Here is a 17,133-nt window from a genome sequence, read left to right as displayed (position 1 = left end):
TGTACTGATCGGAACATTTCCCTCGGAACGCATGTGTTCCGCCTGCACCGACCGAAGGAGCGCGGGTGCCCCTCACCGACAAAGTCGTCCTCGTGACCGGCGGCAGCCGCGGCCTCGGCCGACAGATGGTGCTCGCTTTCGCCGCCGCGGGGGCCGATGTCGTCATCGCCGGCCGCAAGTTCGACGGCTGCGCCGAGCTCGCCGCACAGGTCCGCGAACACGGACGCCGGGCGCTGCCGGTCGCGGCCGATGTCAGCGACTGGGCGCAGTGCGACGCCCTGGTCGAGGCTGCCTACGGCGAGTTCGGCCGGGTCGACGTGCTGGTCAACAACGCGGGCATGTCGCTGCTCTACCCCAGCCTGGACCAGGTGAGCGAGGCGATGTTCGACAAGGTGATCGGGGTGAACCTCAAGGGCCCGTTCCGGCTGTCGGCGCTCATCGGCACGCGGATGGCGGCGGCCGGAGGCGGCAGCATCGTCAACATCTCCTCGATCGAGGCGGCCGAGCCGGAACCGCTGGCCGTGCCCTACGCCGCGGCGAAGGCCGGCCTGAACGCGCTGACCGCAGGCCTCGCGCAGACCTTCGGCCCCTCGGTTCGGGTCAACACCATCCAATGTGGCCCGTTCGCCACCGACATCTCCGCGGCCTGGCCCGAAGAGCTGCGCGCCGAACTCACCCGGCGCAACGCGCTCGGCCGAATCGGCGAGCCGCACGAGATCGTCGGCGCCGCCCTGTTCTTCGCCACCGAGGCGTCCTCCTTCGCCACCGGCGCCACGCTCGCTCTCGACGGCGGCTGGCGATGACGGCCGCGGCGCGTCCCGCGACGACCACGGCGGCGCGGCAGTGACCGAGGCCGTGCCCGCGCGCCGACGCGGCCGCCCGCCTGCCGCCACGTCCGTCCCCGGCGACACCAGGGCGCGGATCATGGAGGCCGCCGTGGAACTGTTCGCGGAGAAGGGATTCCACGGCACCGGCGTCGCCGAGATCGGCGACCGGGCGGGCGTGCAGCGCGGCGCGCTGTACTACCACATCGGCTCCAAGGAGGAGCTGTTGTGGGAGATCCTGCGCGACTACACCGAGCTGATGCTCGCCGACGCCGACCGCATCGTCGCCGCCGCCGACGACCCCGTCGCCACGCTGCGCCGGCTGATCCGCAGCCACGTGCGCTTGATCGTCGCGTACCGCCGCCAGGTCGCCATCCAACTGCGCGACGTGACCGCGCTGACCGGCGAGCGCGCTGCGCAACTGCAGGAGCTGCGCGATCGCATCCAGGGGCAGTGGCAGCGCGCGCTCGACGCGGGCGCGGCGGAGGGCGTGCTGCGCACCGCCGACCACGTCGTCACCAACAGCGTGCTCGGCATGTTGAACACAGTGGTCCTCTGGTACCGCACGCACGGCGGCCGCACCCCCGACGAGATCGCCGACATCCTCGCGGGCACCGTTCTCGACGGTGTCCGTACCCATCCCGATACGAAAGGCTGACCATGGCTTGGGATTTCGAAACCGATCCGGAGTTCCAGAAGAAACTGGACTGGGCCGAGGAGTTCGTGCGCACCGAGGTGGAGCCGCTCGACCTGATCTACCCGAACCCCTACGACCGCACGAACAAAGAGGCGATGGCGCTGATGCGCCCGCTCAAGGAGAAGGTCAAGGAGCAGGGCCTGTGGGCCTGCCATCTGGGCCCCGAGCTCGGCGGTCCCGGCTTCGGCCAGATGAAGCTCGCCCTGCTCAACGAGGTGCTCGGCACGTCGGTCTGGGCGCCCTCGGTGTTCGGCTGCCAGGCCCCCGACTCCGGCAATGCCGAGATCCTCGCCCACTACGGCACCCCGGAGCAGAAGGAGAAGTACCTGCAGCCGCTGCTCGACGGCGAGATCGGCTCCTGTTACGTGATGACCGAGCCCACCGGCGGCTCGGATCCGACGCTGTTCACCACCACCGCCGTGCGCGACGGCGACCACTGGGTCATCAACGGCGAGAAGTGGTTCAACTCCAACGCCCAGTTCGCCTCCTTCCACATCGTCATGGTGGTCACCAACCGCGAGGTCAGCCCGCATCAGGGCATGTCGATGTTCATCGTGCCCGCCGATACCCCCGGGCTGGAGATCGTCAAGAACTTCCACGTCCCGGGCTTCAGCGAGCACGAGGGACACCTGCGGTTCACCGATGTGCGGGTGCCCGCCGACCATCTGCTCGGCGCGGAGGGCCAGGGCTTCATCGTCGCCCAGACCCGTCTCGGCGGCGGCCGGGTGCACCACGCCATGCGCACGGTCGCCTTGGTGCGCAAGGCCTTCGACATGATGTGCGAGCGCGCGGTGTCGCGGCAGATGCGCAAGGGCCCGCTGGCCGGATTGCAGATGACCCAGGAGCGCATCGCCGACAGCTGGATCGAGATGGAGCAGTTCCGCCTGCTCGTGCTGCGTACCGCCTGGCGCATCGACAAGGAACAGGACTACCTCGCGGTCCGCAAGGACATCGCCGCGATCAAGGTCGCCATGCCCAAGGTCATGCACGACATCGCCCAGCGCGCGCTGCATCTGCACGGCGCCATCGGCGTCAGCACCGACCTGCCCTTCATCGACATGCTCACCTATGCCGAGGTCATGGGCCTGGCCGACGGCCCGACCGAGGTCCACAAGGTCACCCTGGCCAGGGAAGTGCTGAAGAACTACGAACCCGGCGACCAGGTGTACCCGAGCGGGTACCGGCCCGCGCTGGCGGAGAAGGCGCGCGAGCTGGTCGCCCAGCGGCTCGAGCACGTCGTCGGCAATCTCTGACGTCGGCGCGCCGGGGCCTGCTTCCGCGGTCCCCGGCGCGGCGTGTCCGCTCGGCAGCACCCCCGTGCCCGGCTCGCCCCGAAGCTGCGTCAGGCGCTGGCCTCGGCATGCAGCGGTGTCGCGAAGTACGGCGCGACCGGGCTCAGGCGCAGGATGTCGGGCATCCGGCGGGTGAGCGCGGACGGGCCGGTGAAGGTCAGGCGGCCGGAGCGCAGGGCGTGCAGAATCGGTATCCGGCCGAGCCAGACCTGGTAGAGGGACGAGACGTCGGAGACGATGGTGGCGTCGACGTCGAAGCCCGGATCGGTCACGCAGACCGAAGGCGCGCCGCGGTCGACGACGATCCAGTACCGGCGCGGATCGTCGGTGAAGCGGACCGCGAAGACCTGGCGCTGCCCCGGCAAGCCGGAGGTGTCCAGCCGAGTGTGCATCCACCACACCAGGACGTCGGGGTCCAGCTCGGTGGCATCCGGTTCGCCGAAAGTCCATTTCGCGCCCCACTCGGCGAGGCCGAACAGAATCGGCTCGAGGTCGCGGCCGGAGTCGGTGAGCACGTAGTGCGCGCCGGTCTTGCGCACCAGCTCGGCCCGTTCGAACTGCCGCAGCCGCTTGGCCAGCAGACTGCGCGACAGGCCGGGCAGACCGCGCGCCAAGTCGTTGAACCGGGTGCTGCCGAGCACCAGATCGCGCAGGATCAGCAGCGACCAGCGCTCGCCGAGCAGTTCGAGGGCGCGCGAGATCGGGCAGTACTGGCCGTAGCCCACACTCGCGTTCGTGGCCCCCGCGTCGTCGTTCATGGCCTCCGCAGCGAGCGCGGTCGAGTTCTGCGCGGTCTCGTTCGGCATGGCTCGGGACTGCACGTCCCGGCCGAGCGGGGTCCGGTTCCGGTTCGTCTGATCCAGCACGGTCGGATTCGTCATGAGGCCTCCACCTCGCGCACCGCCGGTCCTGTTCGTGCACCGGAGGGGTTCATTTCCTGGACTATCCGGTTATCGCGCCGGTTCCTAGCTTCGAAACATGACCACTACCGCAGCCACCCAGACCCCCGAGCCCACCCCGACCACGGACGCCACCGTGCCCACCCCGACCGCCCACGACACCCCGGCCACTACCGAGACGACCCGCACCGACGGCGCCACCACGACCGACACCACCACGACCGACATGGCAACCATGGCCGACATCGTCACCGCGGCCACCCCGACCACGAACTCCACGGCGACCTGGATCGACCGCGCCCGGATCGTCGGTGAATTCCTGCGCCCCGAAGCCGCCGAACGCGACCGCACCGGCGAGCTCTCCCGCACCGCCTTCGACCTGCTGCGCGAACACGGCCTCTCCGCCGCGGGCGTCCCGGCCGAGTTCGGCGGGGGCGGCGCCACGCACACCGAGGTGGGCGCGATCCTGCGCGAACTCGGCCGCCACGATCCCTCCACCGCCGTCGCCTTCGCCATGCACTGCCACCTCGTGGCCACCCAGGTGTGGCGGCACAAGCACGGCGCGGACGCCTCCGGCGTGCTCGGCAAGGTCGCCGCCGGTGCGATCCTGGTCAGCACCGGCGCCTCGGACTGGGTCGCCTCCACCGGCCACGCCGAGCGGGTCGACGGCGGCTACCGGGTCTCGGCCCGCAAGGCCCCTGCCAGCGGCTGTGAGGCGGGCACCATCCTGGTGACCAGCATCCGCTGGGACGACGCCCCCGAGGGGCCGCGCGTATTGCACTGCGCCGTACCGTTCTCCGCACCGGGCGTGCGCATCGAGCAGACCTGGGACACCCTCGGTCTGCGCGCCACCGGATCGCACACCGTGGTGCTCGATGACGTGTTCGTCCCCGACGCGGCGGTCTCCCTCATCCGGCCCGCCGACGCCTGGCCGCCGCTGCTGAACACCGTGATCGGCGCGGCGATGCCGCTCATCGTCGCCGCCTACCTCGGCATCGCCGACGGCGCGGTCGACACCGCACTCAGCCTGTCCGCGGGCCGCAGCGACGCGCACGTCGTGCAGACCGCGGGCGAGATGGCCAATGCCCACACCACCGCCGCCGACCTGGCCACGGCCATGTTCGCCGACTCCGACGACCTGCGTTTCGACAACACCGACGCGCACGCCGCCCGCACCCTCGGCCGCAAGACCGTCGCCGCCGACCAGCTCATCGCCACCGTCCGGCTGGCCATGGAGACCGTCGGCGGCCTCGGATACTCCCGCGGCTGCGATATCGAACGCCGCTACCGCGACGTCCACGGCATCCTCTTCCACCCCCTGCCCCGCGCCAAGCAACTCCGCTTCACCGGCAATGTCCGGCTCGGCCACAGCCCGCTGGGGTAGCCGTCGCCCACGCAGAACCACGCCGCACCCGCGATCCGGATCGCGGGTGCGGCGCTGTCCGCTGCCTCGACGCCGAGGCTCGCTCGAGTCCGATCACCTCATGGCAGCGTTGCGCCGCAGGACGATCGAGGACATCGCCCGGCGCACGGTCCGACGAGTGGTCGCCGGAAAATGAGGCGACAACGCGTCGATAGCCGTGTCACCATGTGATTCCACGCCGCTCGCCCCACCGGGGGATGGAGCCGCCGAGCACCGGGAAGGGGGTGGCCGATGCCGTCGAATCGAGTGATCGACGCGAAATCGACTGCGCTGCAGCACGAATCGAGCGAACGCGGGTACGGCCGTCGACCGAACCCCGGGATGCGCCGGGCAGCGGCCCGCTACGCCGGTCACTGACCGGTTCCGCGATCGCCTGCGGGCGTCCGGTCCGGGCCTTTTGCAGCCGTTCCCACTCTCCCGGCGGTCGCCGGCGGCATCCCCTGCCGTCCCCGCATCGGTCGCCGCCGCAGTCCCCGTCGTCAGCCCGCGAGAGATTCCCACACGAAAAACAGGGGTGAGCCCGATGCCGTTCAGTTCCGCCACCACCACGGTGGCCGCGCCCGTGGACAACTGGATACACAGCCGTGTGCTGGTGCTCAACGCCTCCTACGAGGCGCTGGACGAGGTCACCGCCGATCGGGCGGTCGTCCTGCTGATCAGCGGCGCCGCCGAGGCCATCGCCCACCGGGAGCCCTACGTGCCGATCCGGTCGCAGCGGCTCGAGATCGCGCTCCCGCAGACCATCCGGCTGCTGCGCTACGTGTTCCTCGAGCACGCGGTGACCCTGCGCGACGACAGCCGCGCCACCCTGGCCGGCGTCCTGCGCCGCGACGGCAACCGGTGCGGTTACTGCGCGGACTGGGCGCACACCGTCGACCACATCCGCCCGCGCAGCCGGGGCGGCCCCAACACCTGGGAGAACCTCGTCGCCTGCTGTGCGCCCTGCAATACCCGCAAGGCCGACCGCACGCCGGAGGAGGCCCGGATGCGGCTGCTGTGGCAGCCGAAGGCGCCCGACCTCTTGCGCAAGCGGCAACGTCAGATCTGGAAGCAACTGCCGGCCTAGCGCAACGCCCGCACCGAGAGGAGACCGCGATCATGAACGTCCGAACCCTGCCCACCGCGGCCCAGCGGGTCCTCGCCGACCTGCTGCCGCTGTCCGACGCGCGCGACTGGCATCGCGCCGCCTGCCGGGGCGACCCGAACCACGACGCCTGGTTCCCGTTCCCGTCCGAAGACTTCGACTACGCCCGCGCCATCTGCGCGGCCTGCCCCATCCGGACCGCCTGCGGGGAGTTCGCGGCCGAGACCGGGCAGTCCGGAGTATGGGGCGGGTCGGAGTTCGACCGTGGAACCCTGGTGCGCGACTGACCCACGCCGGCCGACGAGGGCCGACGGGCGGCATCCGCCGATGCCCGATCGACCGCTGTCGCCACCGCCGCCGGGCGTGCGACCGACCGTCGCCGCCCGGCGGACCCACCTCCGCACCGCCCTGCCGAACCGCCTCCCCACCGCCGGACGGACCGGCCTCCGTGGCGCCGCACACACGTGCCGCCACCACCGAGAAGACCCCCTCGACCTGGCGATCTTCCCGTCCGAGCGGCAGCGCCTCCCTCGACGCCCGTCACATGGCGGGTCACCATACACTTAGCCGCCGTGGGTACACATCGCAGCGAAAACCGCTCCCGAGGTATCAGCAAAGGTCCGGTTCTCGCCGTGGTAGCCCTGCTGCTGTTCGTCGCGGCGGTCTTCGCGTGGTTCCAGTTCCAGGACCGGGCGGCCGACCGCGACAGCGCGGCGGCGGCCGAGTGCGTGGAAGGCGAAGCGGTAGTCGATGTGACGGTCGATCCCGATGTCGAGGGGCCGGTGCGCGCTGTCGCCGAGAAATACAACGCCACCGAACCGATCGTGCGCGATCACTGCGTGCGGGTCTCGGTCCTCGCGCGACCGTCCGCGATGATCGCCGAGGCGTTCCGCGCGGGCGGGGCCTGGGATGCGAGCGCGCTCGGCCCGCAGCCGGTGCTGTGGATCCCGGATTCCTCGCGGTCGGTGGAGTACATGCGGGTGCCCGGTCTGGTCGAGGGCGAGCCCTCCCCCATCGCCGCTACCCCGATCGCACTCGGCGTGCCGGAGCAGCTGCACGCCGCGCTGACGCAGTCGCAGGTCGCGTGGGCGGACCTGGCTCGCTTCCAACAGGGTTCGCTGGACGAGCTGGGCCTGTCCGGCTGGGGTGGGCTCTCGCTGGCCCTGCCCCCCGGGGACGCGGGTCTCGCGGTCGCCATGTCGGTCGCGGCGGCGGTGTCCGGGGAGGAGCCGTTGACCGAGCCGGGCGCGGCCTCCGGCCAGGCGGTCGCCGCGGTGTCGGGTCTGGGTGTCGGCGCCCCGCAATCCACCGATACGACCTCGGCATTGGCCGCGGCAGGTGGAGCCGGGTCGGCCGTCCATGCGGTGGCGGCCACCGAACAGCAGATCGCCGGGCAACCGGGACTGGTCGCGTATCGCCCGGTGGGCACCACCGTGTACGCCGATCACCCGGCCGCGCTCATGTCGGGACCGTGGGTCGATCAGACCGCGAACCTGGCCGCGGGCCTGTTCGTCGACTATCTGCGCCACCCCCAGCAGGCCCAGTTCTTCAGTTCCGCGGGCTTCACCGCGACACCCGCGCCCACCGGCGCGGGCGCGAACCGCGCGGCGCTCGAGAAGATTCGTGCCACCCTGGACAACCCCGTCCTCGGCGTGCACGCGACTGTCCTGCTCGACGTCTCCTCTTCCATGTCGACCGCCGAGGGCGCCACCACGCGCCTGACCAACACCCTCGGCGCGCTGCGCTCGACCCTCAATGTCATGCCGCCCGACTTCGGCTTCGGCGTCTGGACCTTCGGCAAGAACCTCGACGGCAGCACGCCCTACGAGGTACAGGCCGCCACAGCCACGCTCACCGACACCCAGCGCGCCGCCGTCGACCGGGCACTCGGCGCCGTCGAGGCCACCTCCACCGCCGCCGACCAGGCATATCCGTCGCTGCTGGCCGCCTACCGCGCGGCCATCAGGAACTACGAAGCCGGACGCACCAATTCGATCCTGCTGATCACCGACGGCCCCGACGACGACTCCTCGCTCACCGGTGCCGCGCTGCTGTCGGCGCTGAGCGAGGCCGCGGATCCCCAGCGCCCGGTCCGCATCGATGTGATCGTGATCGGCGGCGACGGCTCCGAGTCCCTGAAGTCGGCCGCGGACCGCACCGGCGGCACCTACACCAGGGCGGCCACCTCCGACGATCTCGGCTTCGGCACCGCCGTCGTGCAGGCCCTGACGACCACCTAGCCCTCACCGAGCCCGGGCTCGGAGGTTGGCACCACCCGAGGCAGCGTCGATCGGGGCGGAGCCCGGCGAGCGTGTACGTCACCATCACCGCGTCGCGCTGTCGTCGAGTTCGCCCGGTCGGTGTGGCGGTCGGGCGTCCGCCGATCAGGCACTCGTCACGATCAGTCGGCCGTGTGCACGGCGGAGGTGACGCCCTGGGCGCCGACGACCGCCCCGAGTCCGGTGACTATCCGGCGGTATCCGGGCGCACCCGGACGAGTGCGCCCGACTCCATCGCCACCCAGATCGAACCGTCGGGCGCGGCGGTGAGACCGTGCGGCTCCGCGCCGGGCAGCGTCAGAGCGGTGAACCCGCCGTCCACGGTCATCCGCCCGAGCCGCGAGGTCGCCCATTCGGTGAACCACAGCGCCCCGTCGGGACCGATGACCACGGCGTGCGGCCGGGCCGCGCGATCCGGCAACGGAAATTCGGTGACCGTGCCGCGCGCATCGATGTGGCCGAGCTGCCCCGCGCCGATCTCGGCGAACCACGCGCCCTCCGCACCGGCGGTGATCCCGACCGGCGCTGCCGCCTCGGTGGCCAACGGCCGGACGGTCAGCACCCCGCTCGCGGTGATCCGGCCGATCGCGTTCGCTCGATTGAGCGTGAACCAGACGGCGCCGTCGGGGCCGGCGGCGATCATCGACGGCATGCCCTCGACGGCATACCGGTCGACGGATCCGTCCGAGCCCCGGCGCACCACGGCGTCCGCGTTCATCTCGGTGAACCACAGCGCACCGTCCGGCGCGCGGCACAGACCGTACGGCGAGGCGGCGGGCAGGAATTCGACCGCGCCGTCCGAGGCGATCCTGCCGATCCGGTCCCCGCGGAACTCGCTGAACCACAATCGGTTTCCGTCCGCGACGAGAACGGTCGGCGACCCGTCGGCCGGTTCCAGCGCGAACGTCACGACCTCGGCGCCGTCCCACCGCCCGATCGCCCCGCGCCCGGGCAGCGTGCACCACACCGCACCCGCCCCGTCCACGGCGACGCCGTAGGGATCACCGTCGATCTCGACGACTTCGACGATCTCAGGCAAACTCGCCCACCTCCATGTGCACGCCCCGGAACCGGCGCCGCAGCCCGCGATCGTGGGTCACCACCACCAGCGCGCCCCGGTACTCGGCCAGCGCCTGCTCCAGTTCCTCCACCAGCCGCAGGGACAGGTGGTTGGTCGGCTCGTCGAGTAGCAACAGATCGTGCTCGCCCGCGAGCAGCCGGGCCAGCGACAGCCGCCGCCGCTGCCCTTCCGACAGCGCGCCGACCGGCTGATCCAGGGCATCGGCGCGGAACAAGCCGGTCGCCGGCAGCGCCGAGCGGGAACCGCCGTAGGCCTGCACCACGCTCTGCCGCGGATCGAATCGCTCCTCCTGGCGCAGGTAGCCGACGCGCCCGGACACCGTGGCGTACATCCGGTCGAGCAGCCTGGACTTCCCCGTGCCGTTCGGCCCGTAGATGAGCAGGCGCTCCCCCGGTCCCAGCGCCAGGACGCCGAGATCGAAGCGGGCCGGGCGCGCGGCATGGAATCCGGCGCGGAACCGCAACGGCTCCGGCGGCCGCGGCACCGGATCGGCCTCGAGCCTGCGTACCTTCTCGGCTGCCTGCCGCACCCGCGAGGACACCGAACTCTGCACCCGCCCGGCGTGCCTGTCGTAGGCCATCTTGTTGTTGTCCCGCGGCCCGCGGCCCACGGCGACCCGGTGGGCGGTCTCGCGGGAGAACTCGCGCAGCCGCTCGATCTCGACGCACCAGCGCGCGTAGTCCTCCTCCCAGCGCCTGCGCGCGGCGGCTTCCGCGGCGAGCATCTGCGAGTAGCCGCCGCCGAAGCGGGTCACCGCACCCTCCTCCACCCGGACCACCGCCGTGGCCACGCGATCGAGGAAGACCCGGTCGTGCGAGACCACGACGACCGTGCCGCGATGGGCGCGCAAGCGCTCCTCGAGCCAGGTCAGCGCGGCGTCGTCGAGATGGTTGGTCGGCTCGTCGAGCAACAGGATCTCCGGCGAGGCGGCGAGCAGGCAGGCCAGCGCCAGGCGGGTCCCTTCGCCACCGGACAGCGTCGCCACCTCCCGCTCCCGGCCCACCTGCCCGAGACCGAGCCCGTGCATGGACTGCTCGACCCGCAAATCGGCTCGGTAGCCGTCGCGCGCCTCGAAGGCGGTGAGCAGTTCGCCGTAGGCCTCCATGTCCTGCGCCTCGGCGGCCCGCTGCATGGCCCGCTCGAGTTCCCGGACCTCCGCCAGCGCGGAATCTATTGCCCCGCCTACGGTTTCAGCGTCGAGTGTCTGTTCGACGATGCCGACACCGCCGGGCGCGTGACAGACCACGACGCCCGCGTCGGGCGACTCGATCCCGGCCGTGATCCGCAACAGGGTGGACTTCCCCGAGCCGTTCTCGCCGACGATGCCCACCCGCTCGCCGGGAGCGACCGAGAGCGACACCTTGTCGAGCACGAGCCGGGGGCCGTAGGACTTCTCGATCCCGCGCAACGTCAGCTGCGTCGCCGGATTCGCTTGCGTGGTCACACGTCGAGTGGTCAGACCGAACTCCAATCGCTATATGCGTAGCATTAAGATAGTCCACGCACTCGACTAACGCAACAGGAGTTGTTTTTGGAACCCGCGAAGAGACCCGGCGGGCGCAGCGCCAGAGTGCGCGACGCCGTGCGCCAGGCGACGCTGGAGGAACTGGTGGCCCACGGATTTCCGGGCCTGACCGTGGACAATGTCGCGCAGCGCTCCGGTGTCCACAAGACCACCGTCTACCGCCGCTGGCGCAATGCCGCGGGGCTGGTCGCCGACGCGCTCGCCTTGGCCGCCGACGAACCCTGGCCGCTACCCGACACCGGTGGTCTCGACACGGACCTACGCGCGCTGACCACGCTGGTGCACACCGGATTCGCCGATCCGGACGCGGGACCGGTGTCGACCGCCTTCGTCGCCGCGGCACTGCAGAGCGCGGAGGCCGCCGACGCGCTGCGCGAGTTCTACCGCGCCCGGCATCGCCAGTGCGCGGTGCTGGTCGAACGCGCGGTGGCCCGCGGCGAGATCTCCCCCGAGGTCGACGCCGCGGCGGTGATCCGGTATGCGGTCGCCCCGGTTTTCCACCGGCTGCTCATCACCCACGAGCCGGTGGACGAGTCGTTCACCCGCCGCATCGCCGACATCGCGGCCGCGGCGGCCCGCGCCGGACTCCTCGATCGGGAGCCCGGCGCGGCAGCGGATCACTCCGTGTAGGCCGCCAGCGGCGGGCAGGAGCAGACCAGATTGCGGTCGCCGAACGCACCGTCGATGCGCCGCACCGACGGCCACACCTTGGCCCGGCTGTGCCCGAGACCGCGCGGGTAGACGGCGATCTCACGCGAGTACGGGTGGTCCCACTCCCCGACCAGGCACTCGGCGGTATGCGGGGCGCCGCGCAGCGGATTGTCCGCCACCGGCCACACACCCGAGCCCACCTGGTCGATCTCGGCGCGGATGGCGATCATCGCCTCGACGAACTCGTCGAGCTCGGCCAGGTCCTCGCTCTCGGTCGGCTCCACCATCAGGGTGCCGGCGACCGGGAAGCTCATGGTCGGCGCGTGGAAACCGTAGTCCGCCAGACGCTTTGCCACATCGTCGACGGTGACGCCGGTGCGCTTGGTGATCTCGCGCAGGTCGAGGATGCACTCGTGGGCCACCATGCCGTTCTCGCCGGTGTAGAGCACCGGGAAGTACTCGTCGAGGCGGCGGGCCAGGTAATTGGCCGAGGCGATCGCCGACAGCGTCGCCCGGCGCAGGCCGTCGGCGCCCATCATGCGGATGTACGCCCAGGTGATGGGCAGGATCGAGGCCGAGCCGTAGCGGGCCGCCGCGACCGCGTGCGAGCCCGGCTCCAGCGGATCGCCCGGCAGATACTCGGCCAGGTGCGAGCGCACCGCGACCGGGCCGACACCGGGGCCGCCGCCGCCGTGCGGGATGCAGAACGTCTTGTGCAGGTTGAGGTGGCTGACGTCGCCGCCGAAGCGCCCCGGCCGGGCCAGGCCGACCAGTGCGTTGAGGTTCGCGCCGTCGACGTAGACCTGGCCGCCCGCGTCGTGCACCAGCGCGCACAGATCGGCGATCTCGTGCTCGTAGACGCCGTGCGTGGAGGGGTAGGTGATCATGATGCAGGCCAACCGCTCGGCGTGATCGGCGATCTTGGCGCGCAGGTCGTCGAGGTCGACATCACCGTTGTCCCGGCACTTCACCATCTCCACCCGCAGACCCGCCATGGCCGCGGAGGCGGCATTGGTGCCGTGCGCGCTGGAGGGGATCAGGCAGGTGTCGCGATGGGTGTCGCCGCGATCGAGGTGGTAGCGGCGGATCGCCAGCAGCCCCGCGTACTCGCCCTGGCTGCCCGCGTTGGGCTGCAGGCTCACCGCGTCGTAGCCGGTGATCTCGGCCAGCCAGGTCTCCAGATCCTCGATCAGCTTCAGCATGCCCGGCACGTCCGCCACCGGGGCGTAGGGATGCAGCTTGCTGAAACCTGGCCAGGTGATCGGCTCCATCTCCGCGGTGGCGTTGAGCTTCATGGTGCACGAGCCCAGCGGAATCATGCTGCGGTCCAAGGCGATGTCCTTGTCCGACAGCCCGCGCAGGTAGCGCAGCATCGCGGTCTCGGTGCGGTAGCGGGTGAACGCCGGGTGGGTCAGGTAGTCCGAGGCGCGGTCCTCGATGCGCACGGCCGCCGGTTCGGCCGCCGCGACGCCGAAGGCATCGAGCACGGACTCGATGTGGGCGTCGGTGGTGGCCTCGTCGCAGGCCACCGCCACGTGGTCGGCGTCGACCAGGCGCAGGTTGATCCCGCACGCGGCGGCCTTGGCGACCACGGCCTCGGCATGACCGGGGACCCGGGCCAGCACGGTGTCGAAGAAGCGGTCGTGCACCAGCGCGTCACCCAGGGCCCCGGCGAGGCGTTCGGCCTGCGCGTGCACCCGCCGCGCGATCGCGCGCAGCCCGTCGGCGCCGTGGTAGCTCGCGTACATCGCGGCCAGAATCGCCAGCAGCACCTGGGCGGTGCAGATGTTCGAGGTGGCCTTCTCCCGGCGGATGTGCTGTTCCCGGGTCTGCAACGCGAGCCGGTAGGCGGCATTGCCGTCGGCGTCCTTCGACACCCCGACGAGCCGGCCGGGCAACTGACGCGCGTGCGCGGTGCGCACCGCGAGATAGCCGGCATGCGGACCGCCGAAGCCCATCGGCACACCGAAGCGCTGGGTGGTGCCGAAACACGCGTCCGCGCCCTGCTCGCCGGGCGGAGTCACCAGTGTCATCGCCAGCAGATCGGCCCCCGCGGCGACCAGCGCGCCGCGCTCGTGCGCGGCCTCGATCAGCGACGACCAGTCGACCAGCCGCCCGGAAGCGCCCGGTGTCTGCACGACGACCCCGAAGAATTCACCCTCCGGCAGCCCCTGCGACGCCAGATCGGCCTCGACGATCTCGATGCCGAGCGGTTCCGCGCGGGTGCACAGCACGGTGCGGGTCTGCGGGAACAGATCGACGTCGATCACCAGCCGGGCCGAGCGGGACTTCCCGGCGCGACGCAGCAGCGTCATGGCTTCGGCGGCCGCGGTGGCCTCGTCCAGCATCGACGCGTTGGCGACCTGCATGCCGGTCAGATCCGAGACCATGGTCTGGAAATTGAGCAGCGCCTCGAGCCTGCCCTGGCTGATCTCCGGCTGATAGGGCGTGTACGCGGTGTACCAGGCCGGGTTCTCGATGAGATTGCGCACCAGCACCGGCGGGGTCAGGGTGTCGTAATAGCCCAGGCCGATCATCGACGTCGCGACGGTGTTCGAGGCGGCCAGCGCCGAGAGCTGGGCCAGCGCCTCGTGTTCGCTCACGGCCGGCGGCAGGGCGGCCAGCGGGCCGCCGGCCTCGTCGAGGATGCTCGCGGGCAGCGCGGCCGTGGCCAGCGCGTCGAGCGAGCCGACGCCGACGACCTCGAGAATTCTGGTCAGCTCGTCGGCATCGGGACCGATATGACGGTCGGCGAAGGATGATCGGGTCACGGCGGCAACTCCAGGCGGGCGGGGTCGACCAGGTCGACAGTTTCCTGCCCTCCCCCTCTGTCGCTGGTGCCTGAGAGATTCGGGAACCCGGTGCGGAGCCGAGTCCCTTTCCCCGTGGGCGGGCGCTACCGCGCGTGCGCGCGGATCACCGCTTTCCAGAGGCGTCGAAGGTCGTACGGTCCTGGTGCCTGAGAGGTTGACGGGGAGGTGTTGCTCCTTCGGCGCCCGGTTCCAGCAAACCGGGACTCTCCCGCACGACGCGACGCCCACCCAGTCTAGGCCGGGGCTCTGCGAATCCAGGCGTCGGCGGCAGTGTCGCGCTCGTCACTCCGGCGAACCGCCGGCGAACGCCGATGTACGCCTATCCGGTGGCGCGATTCATCCGCGCTTTGCGACGGTAGGACAATTCGTCCTCGGGGCGCTCGGTGATCGCCGCGGCGCGTTCGGCCGGGAAATTCGCGATGACGCCGGTCAGTTCCCGCATCGCGCCGCTGACCGCGATTCCGAACACGCCCTGGCCGCCCTGCAGTAAATCGACGACCTCCTCGGGCGAGGTGCATTCGTAGACCGAAGTTCCGTCGGAGAACAGGGTGATACCGGCCAGATCCTCGACACCGCGACTACGCAGATGATCCACCGCGATGCGAATGTTCTGCAGCGAGATCCCGGCGTCGAGCAGTCGCTTGACGATCTTCAGGACCAGAATGTCCTTGAACGAATAGAGCCGCTGACTTCCCGAACCGGCCGCGCTGCGGATCGAGGGCACGACCAGACCGGTTCTGGCCCAGTAATCGAGCTGACGGTAGGTGATGCCGGCGACCTGACACGCGCTGGGAACCCGGTAGCCGACCAGATCGTCCGGCACCGCGTCATTGGGGAACAGGCCTGGCTGTACCACATCCCGCGATTGCTCTGCCATTGACCACTCCCTTGCTCCGCCGACGCCTGGCCCCATGGATGACCCGACTCCGTTAGCGACCGATGCTCGCCGCGAAGACACATCGCCGACGAGCACGGCCCGACTATCGAGATTACTCCCGTCGATTGTCCGGGCACGGGTGTCGTCCGACCAAACGACACGCGCAGTAAAAGTCTCAGGCTGTACTTCAGGTGTAGAGATAATCAGCTGTCGGTGGCTTTGAAATCGTCCGGCGACACCGACTCGAGGAACTCCTTGAACTTCTCGACCTCGTCCTCGCGCTCGTCGGGCATGACCAGACCCGCTTCCTCGAGTACCGGCTCCTCGGCATAGATCGGGCAACCCACGCGCAGCGCGATGGCAATCGAATCCGAGGGGCGCGCCGAGATCCGCAGATCGTTCTCGAACACCAGGTCGGCGTAGAAGGTGCCCTGTTTCAGATCCACGATCCGCACCTCTTTGAGCGTGTGCCCGAGTTCGGTGATCATGATCTTGATCAGATCGTGGGTCAGCGGGCGCACCGGAGTCACCCGCTCCTGTTCGAGCACGATGGCCGCGGCCTCGGCCTGCCCGATCCATATGGGCAGGTACCTCTCCCCGGACACCTCCCGGAGCAACAGCACCGGCTGGTTCTGTGGCTGCTCGACGCGGATGCCGATCACACGCATTTCACTCATGCCACTGCCTCCCATAATCGCCGACCGCCCGGCCCGACCGCCGCAGAGCTCGCCGTGAATACGAGTCTAGGCGAATTCGCGGAGGTGCCGCGATCGACCGGGGCGACCTGTGGTCGAAACGGGGCCGGCCGCGGGGCTCAGTTGCCGAGCGCGTTGCGGACCGCGGCTTTCACCAGGTGCGTGTGCAAGCTCAGCGACAAGGCCGCGAGCTCGCGCACGGTCTCCTCGGCGCGCGCCCGCGCGCCCGCGTCCCGGCTCTTGGCGATCGGCGCGGCGATCTGGGCCAGCAATGCCGCTTCCCGGTCGGCGGCCAGCTTGAAGGCCCGCAGATGGCGCGCTTCGAGTCCGAATTCGGCCATCGCGCGGGCGGTCCGTACCAGCGGCACGTCGTCGGCGCCGAAGAAACCGGCCGGGCCGGGAACGACCAGATTCGCCCGGACGAGATCGTTGAGAAACTTCTCGTCGACGCCGGCTCGAGCGAGCAGATCGCTTCGGGTGAGCCGGATTTCGTGATCGAAGCGCAATTCCTCCGGGCTCACCGACTCACCCACCACATTGAGCGGACGGGCGGTGGTGCGTCCGGCGGCGCCCGCGGAACGCTCCGATTCCGGGGCGCCCGGCCGACCGGGATGCGAGCGGGCGCGCGCTTCCCGGACACCGAGCGTCGCCGCCCCGCTGTCGATCGCCTCGAGCTGTTCCTTGATCACCTTCAGCGGCAGGTACTGGTCGCGCTGCGCGGTCAGGATGAACCGCAGACGCTCACAGTCGGCCACCGAGAACCGCCGGTATCCCGACGGCGTACGCTCGGGGCGGATCAATCCCTCGGATTCGAGGAACCGGATCTTGGAAATGGTGACGTCGGGGAAGTCCGGGCGCAGCAGGTCGAGCACGGAACCGATCGACATCCCTCCGCGTGCCCACTGCGCCGCACCACTCACCGTCGCCTAGCCCTTCCCGTCCCCCAGCCTGTTCCGGGCGACACCGCTCCTGAGACCGACACCGCCCGACACT

The 17,133-nt window shown here is 70.6% G+C and carries 15 protein-coding genes and 1 riboswitch; of the genes, 8 read left to right on the top strand and 7 right to left on the bottom strand.

Annotation, left to right across the window (positions count from 1 at the left end; all coding sequences use genetic code 11):
- The first annotated feature begins 65 nt into the window (after positions 1–65).
- From ON26_RS12295 to ON26_RS12285, 3 genes are read left to right on the top strand one after another with little or no spacing between them, the layout of a single operon-like run.
- Positions 66–803, top strand: coding sequence for an SDR family NAD(P)-dependent oxidoreductase (locus tag ON26_RS12295; protein ID WP_040796191.1), 738 nt, complete (start codon positions 66–68; stop codon positions 801–803).
- Between the two features lie 40 nt (positions 804–843).
- On the top strand, positions 844–1,482 hold the full coding sequence (locus tag ON26_RS12290; protein WP_040796190.1) for a TetR/AcrR family transcriptional regulator: 639 nt from the start codon (positions 844–846) through the stop codon (positions 1,480–1,482).
- 2 nt (positions 1,483–1,484) lie between these two features.
- A complete protein-coding gene (locus tag ON26_RS12285; RefSeq protein ID WP_040796189.1) occupies positions 1,485–2,774 on the top strand; it encodes an acyl-CoA dehydrogenase family protein in 1,290 nt (429 codons plus the stop codon).
- A gap of 89 nt (positions 2,775–2,863) precedes the next feature.
- On the opposite strand, the gene ON26_RS12280 is transcribed toward ON26_RS12285, so the two are convergent.
- Positions 2,864–3,694, bottom strand: coding sequence for a winged helix-turn-helix transcriptional regulator (locus ON26_RS12280; protein ID WP_245545824.1), 831 nt, complete (start codon positions 3,692–3,694; stop codon positions 2,864–2,866).
- A 97-nt stretch (positions 3,695–3,791) separates the two neighbouring features.
- On the opposite strand from ON26_RS12280, the gene ON26_RS12275 reads away from it, so the two are divergent.
- The 4 genes from ON26_RS12275 to ON26_RS12260 all read left to right on the top strand — a co-directional run bounded on the left by ON26_RS12275 (position 3,792) and on the right by ON26_RS12260 (position 8,459).
- Positions 3,792–5,096, top strand: a complete 1,305-nt coding sequence (locus tag ON26_RS12275) for an acyl-CoA dehydrogenase family protein (RefSeq protein ID WP_245545823.1) — start codon at positions 3,792–3,794, stop codon at positions 5,094–5,096.
- Between the two features lie 562 nt (positions 5,097–5,658).
- A complete protein-coding gene (locus ON26_RS12270; RefSeq protein WP_051026978.1) occupies positions 5,659–6,201 on the top strand; it encodes an HNH endonuclease in 543 nt (180 codons plus the stop codon).
- Positions 6,202–6,233: 32 nt separating this feature from the next.
- Positions 6,234–6,506: a WhiB family transcriptional regulator gene (locus tag ON26_RS12265; protein WP_051026977.1), complete on the top strand. Its 273-nt coding sequence runs from the start codon at positions 6,234–6,236 to the stop codon at positions 6,504–6,506.
- A gap of 345 nt (positions 6,507–6,851) precedes the next feature.
- Positions 6,852–8,459, top strand: coding sequence for a vWA domain-containing protein (locus tag ON26_RS12260; protein WP_051026976.1), 1,608 nt, complete (start codon positions 6,852–6,854; stop codon positions 8,457–8,459).
- Between the two features lie 226 nt (positions 8,460–8,685).
- Here the strand turns inward: ON26_RS12260 and ON26_RS12255 are convergent, their stop codons facing one another.
- Complete coding sequence (locus ON26_RS12255) at positions 8,686–9,537, bottom strand: Vgb family protein (RefSeq protein WP_040796187.1); 852 nt, start codon at positions 9,535–9,537, stop codon at positions 8,686–8,688.
- Positions 9,530–11,023, bottom strand: a complete 1,494-nt coding sequence (locus tag ON26_RS12250) for an ABC-F family ATP-binding cassette domain-containing protein (protein WP_245545822.1) — start codon at positions 11,021–11,023, stop codon at positions 9,530–9,532. The genes ON26_RS12255 and ON26_RS12250 overlap by 8 nt, the downstream gene beginning before the upstream one ends.
- Before the next feature lie 87 nt (positions 11,024–11,110).
- Between ON26_RS12250 and ON26_RS12245 the strand changes: the two genes are divergently transcribed.
- Positions 11,111–11,734, top strand: coding sequence for a TetR/AcrR family transcriptional regulator (locus ON26_RS12245; protein ID WP_040796186.1), 624 nt, complete (start codon positions 11,111–11,113; stop codon positions 11,732–11,734).
- Here the strand turns inward: ON26_RS12245 and gcvP are convergent.
- The 4 genes from gcvP to ftsR form a co-directional block, all read right to left on the bottom strand.
- The gene (gene gcvP / locus ON26_RS12240) at positions 11,722–14,526 is read right to left on the bottom strand and encodes an aminomethyl-transferring glycine dehydrogenase (RefSeq protein WP_040796185.1); all 2,805 of its coding nucleotides are present in this window, start codon (positions 14,524–14,526) and stop codon (positions 11,722–11,724) included. The two genes, ON26_RS12245 and gcvP, sit on opposite strands and share 13 nt — an antisense overlap.
- A 166-nt stretch (positions 14,527–14,692) precedes the next feature.
- A riboswitch (glycine riboswitch) is annotated at positions 14,693–14,789 on the bottom strand.
- 98 nt (positions 14,790–14,887) lie between these two features.
- Positions 14,888–15,481: a MerR family transcriptional regulator gene (locus ON26_RS12235; RefSeq protein ID WP_040796184.1), complete on the bottom strand. Its 594-nt coding sequence runs from the start codon at positions 15,479–15,481 to the stop codon at positions 14,888–14,890.
- 167 nt (positions 15,482–15,648) lie between these two features.
- Positions 15,649–16,122 (bottom strand): bifunctional nuclease family protein, encoded by a 474-nt coding sequence (locus tag ON26_RS12230; RefSeq protein ID WP_040796183.1) that lies wholly within the window; start codon positions 16,120–16,122, stop codon positions 15,649–15,651.
- A 137-nt stretch (positions 16,123–16,259) separates the two neighbouring features.
- A complete protein-coding gene (ftsR, locus tag ON26_RS12225) occupies positions 16,260–17,027 on the bottom strand; it encodes a transcriptional regulator FtsR (RefSeq protein ID WP_085998994.1) in 768 nt (255 codons plus the stop codon).
- Positions 17,028–17,133: the final 106 nt, after the last annotated feature.

The sequence above is a fragment of the Nocardia higoensis NBRC 100133 genome, from assembly GCF_000308595.1.
Classification (GTDB): domain Bacteria; phylum Actinomycetota; class Actinomycetes; order Mycobacteriales; family Mycobacteriaceae; genus Nocardia; species Nocardia higoensis.
Note: the sequence above shows the minus strand (reverse complement) of the source record. Positions and strands in the feature narration are given on the sequence as shown.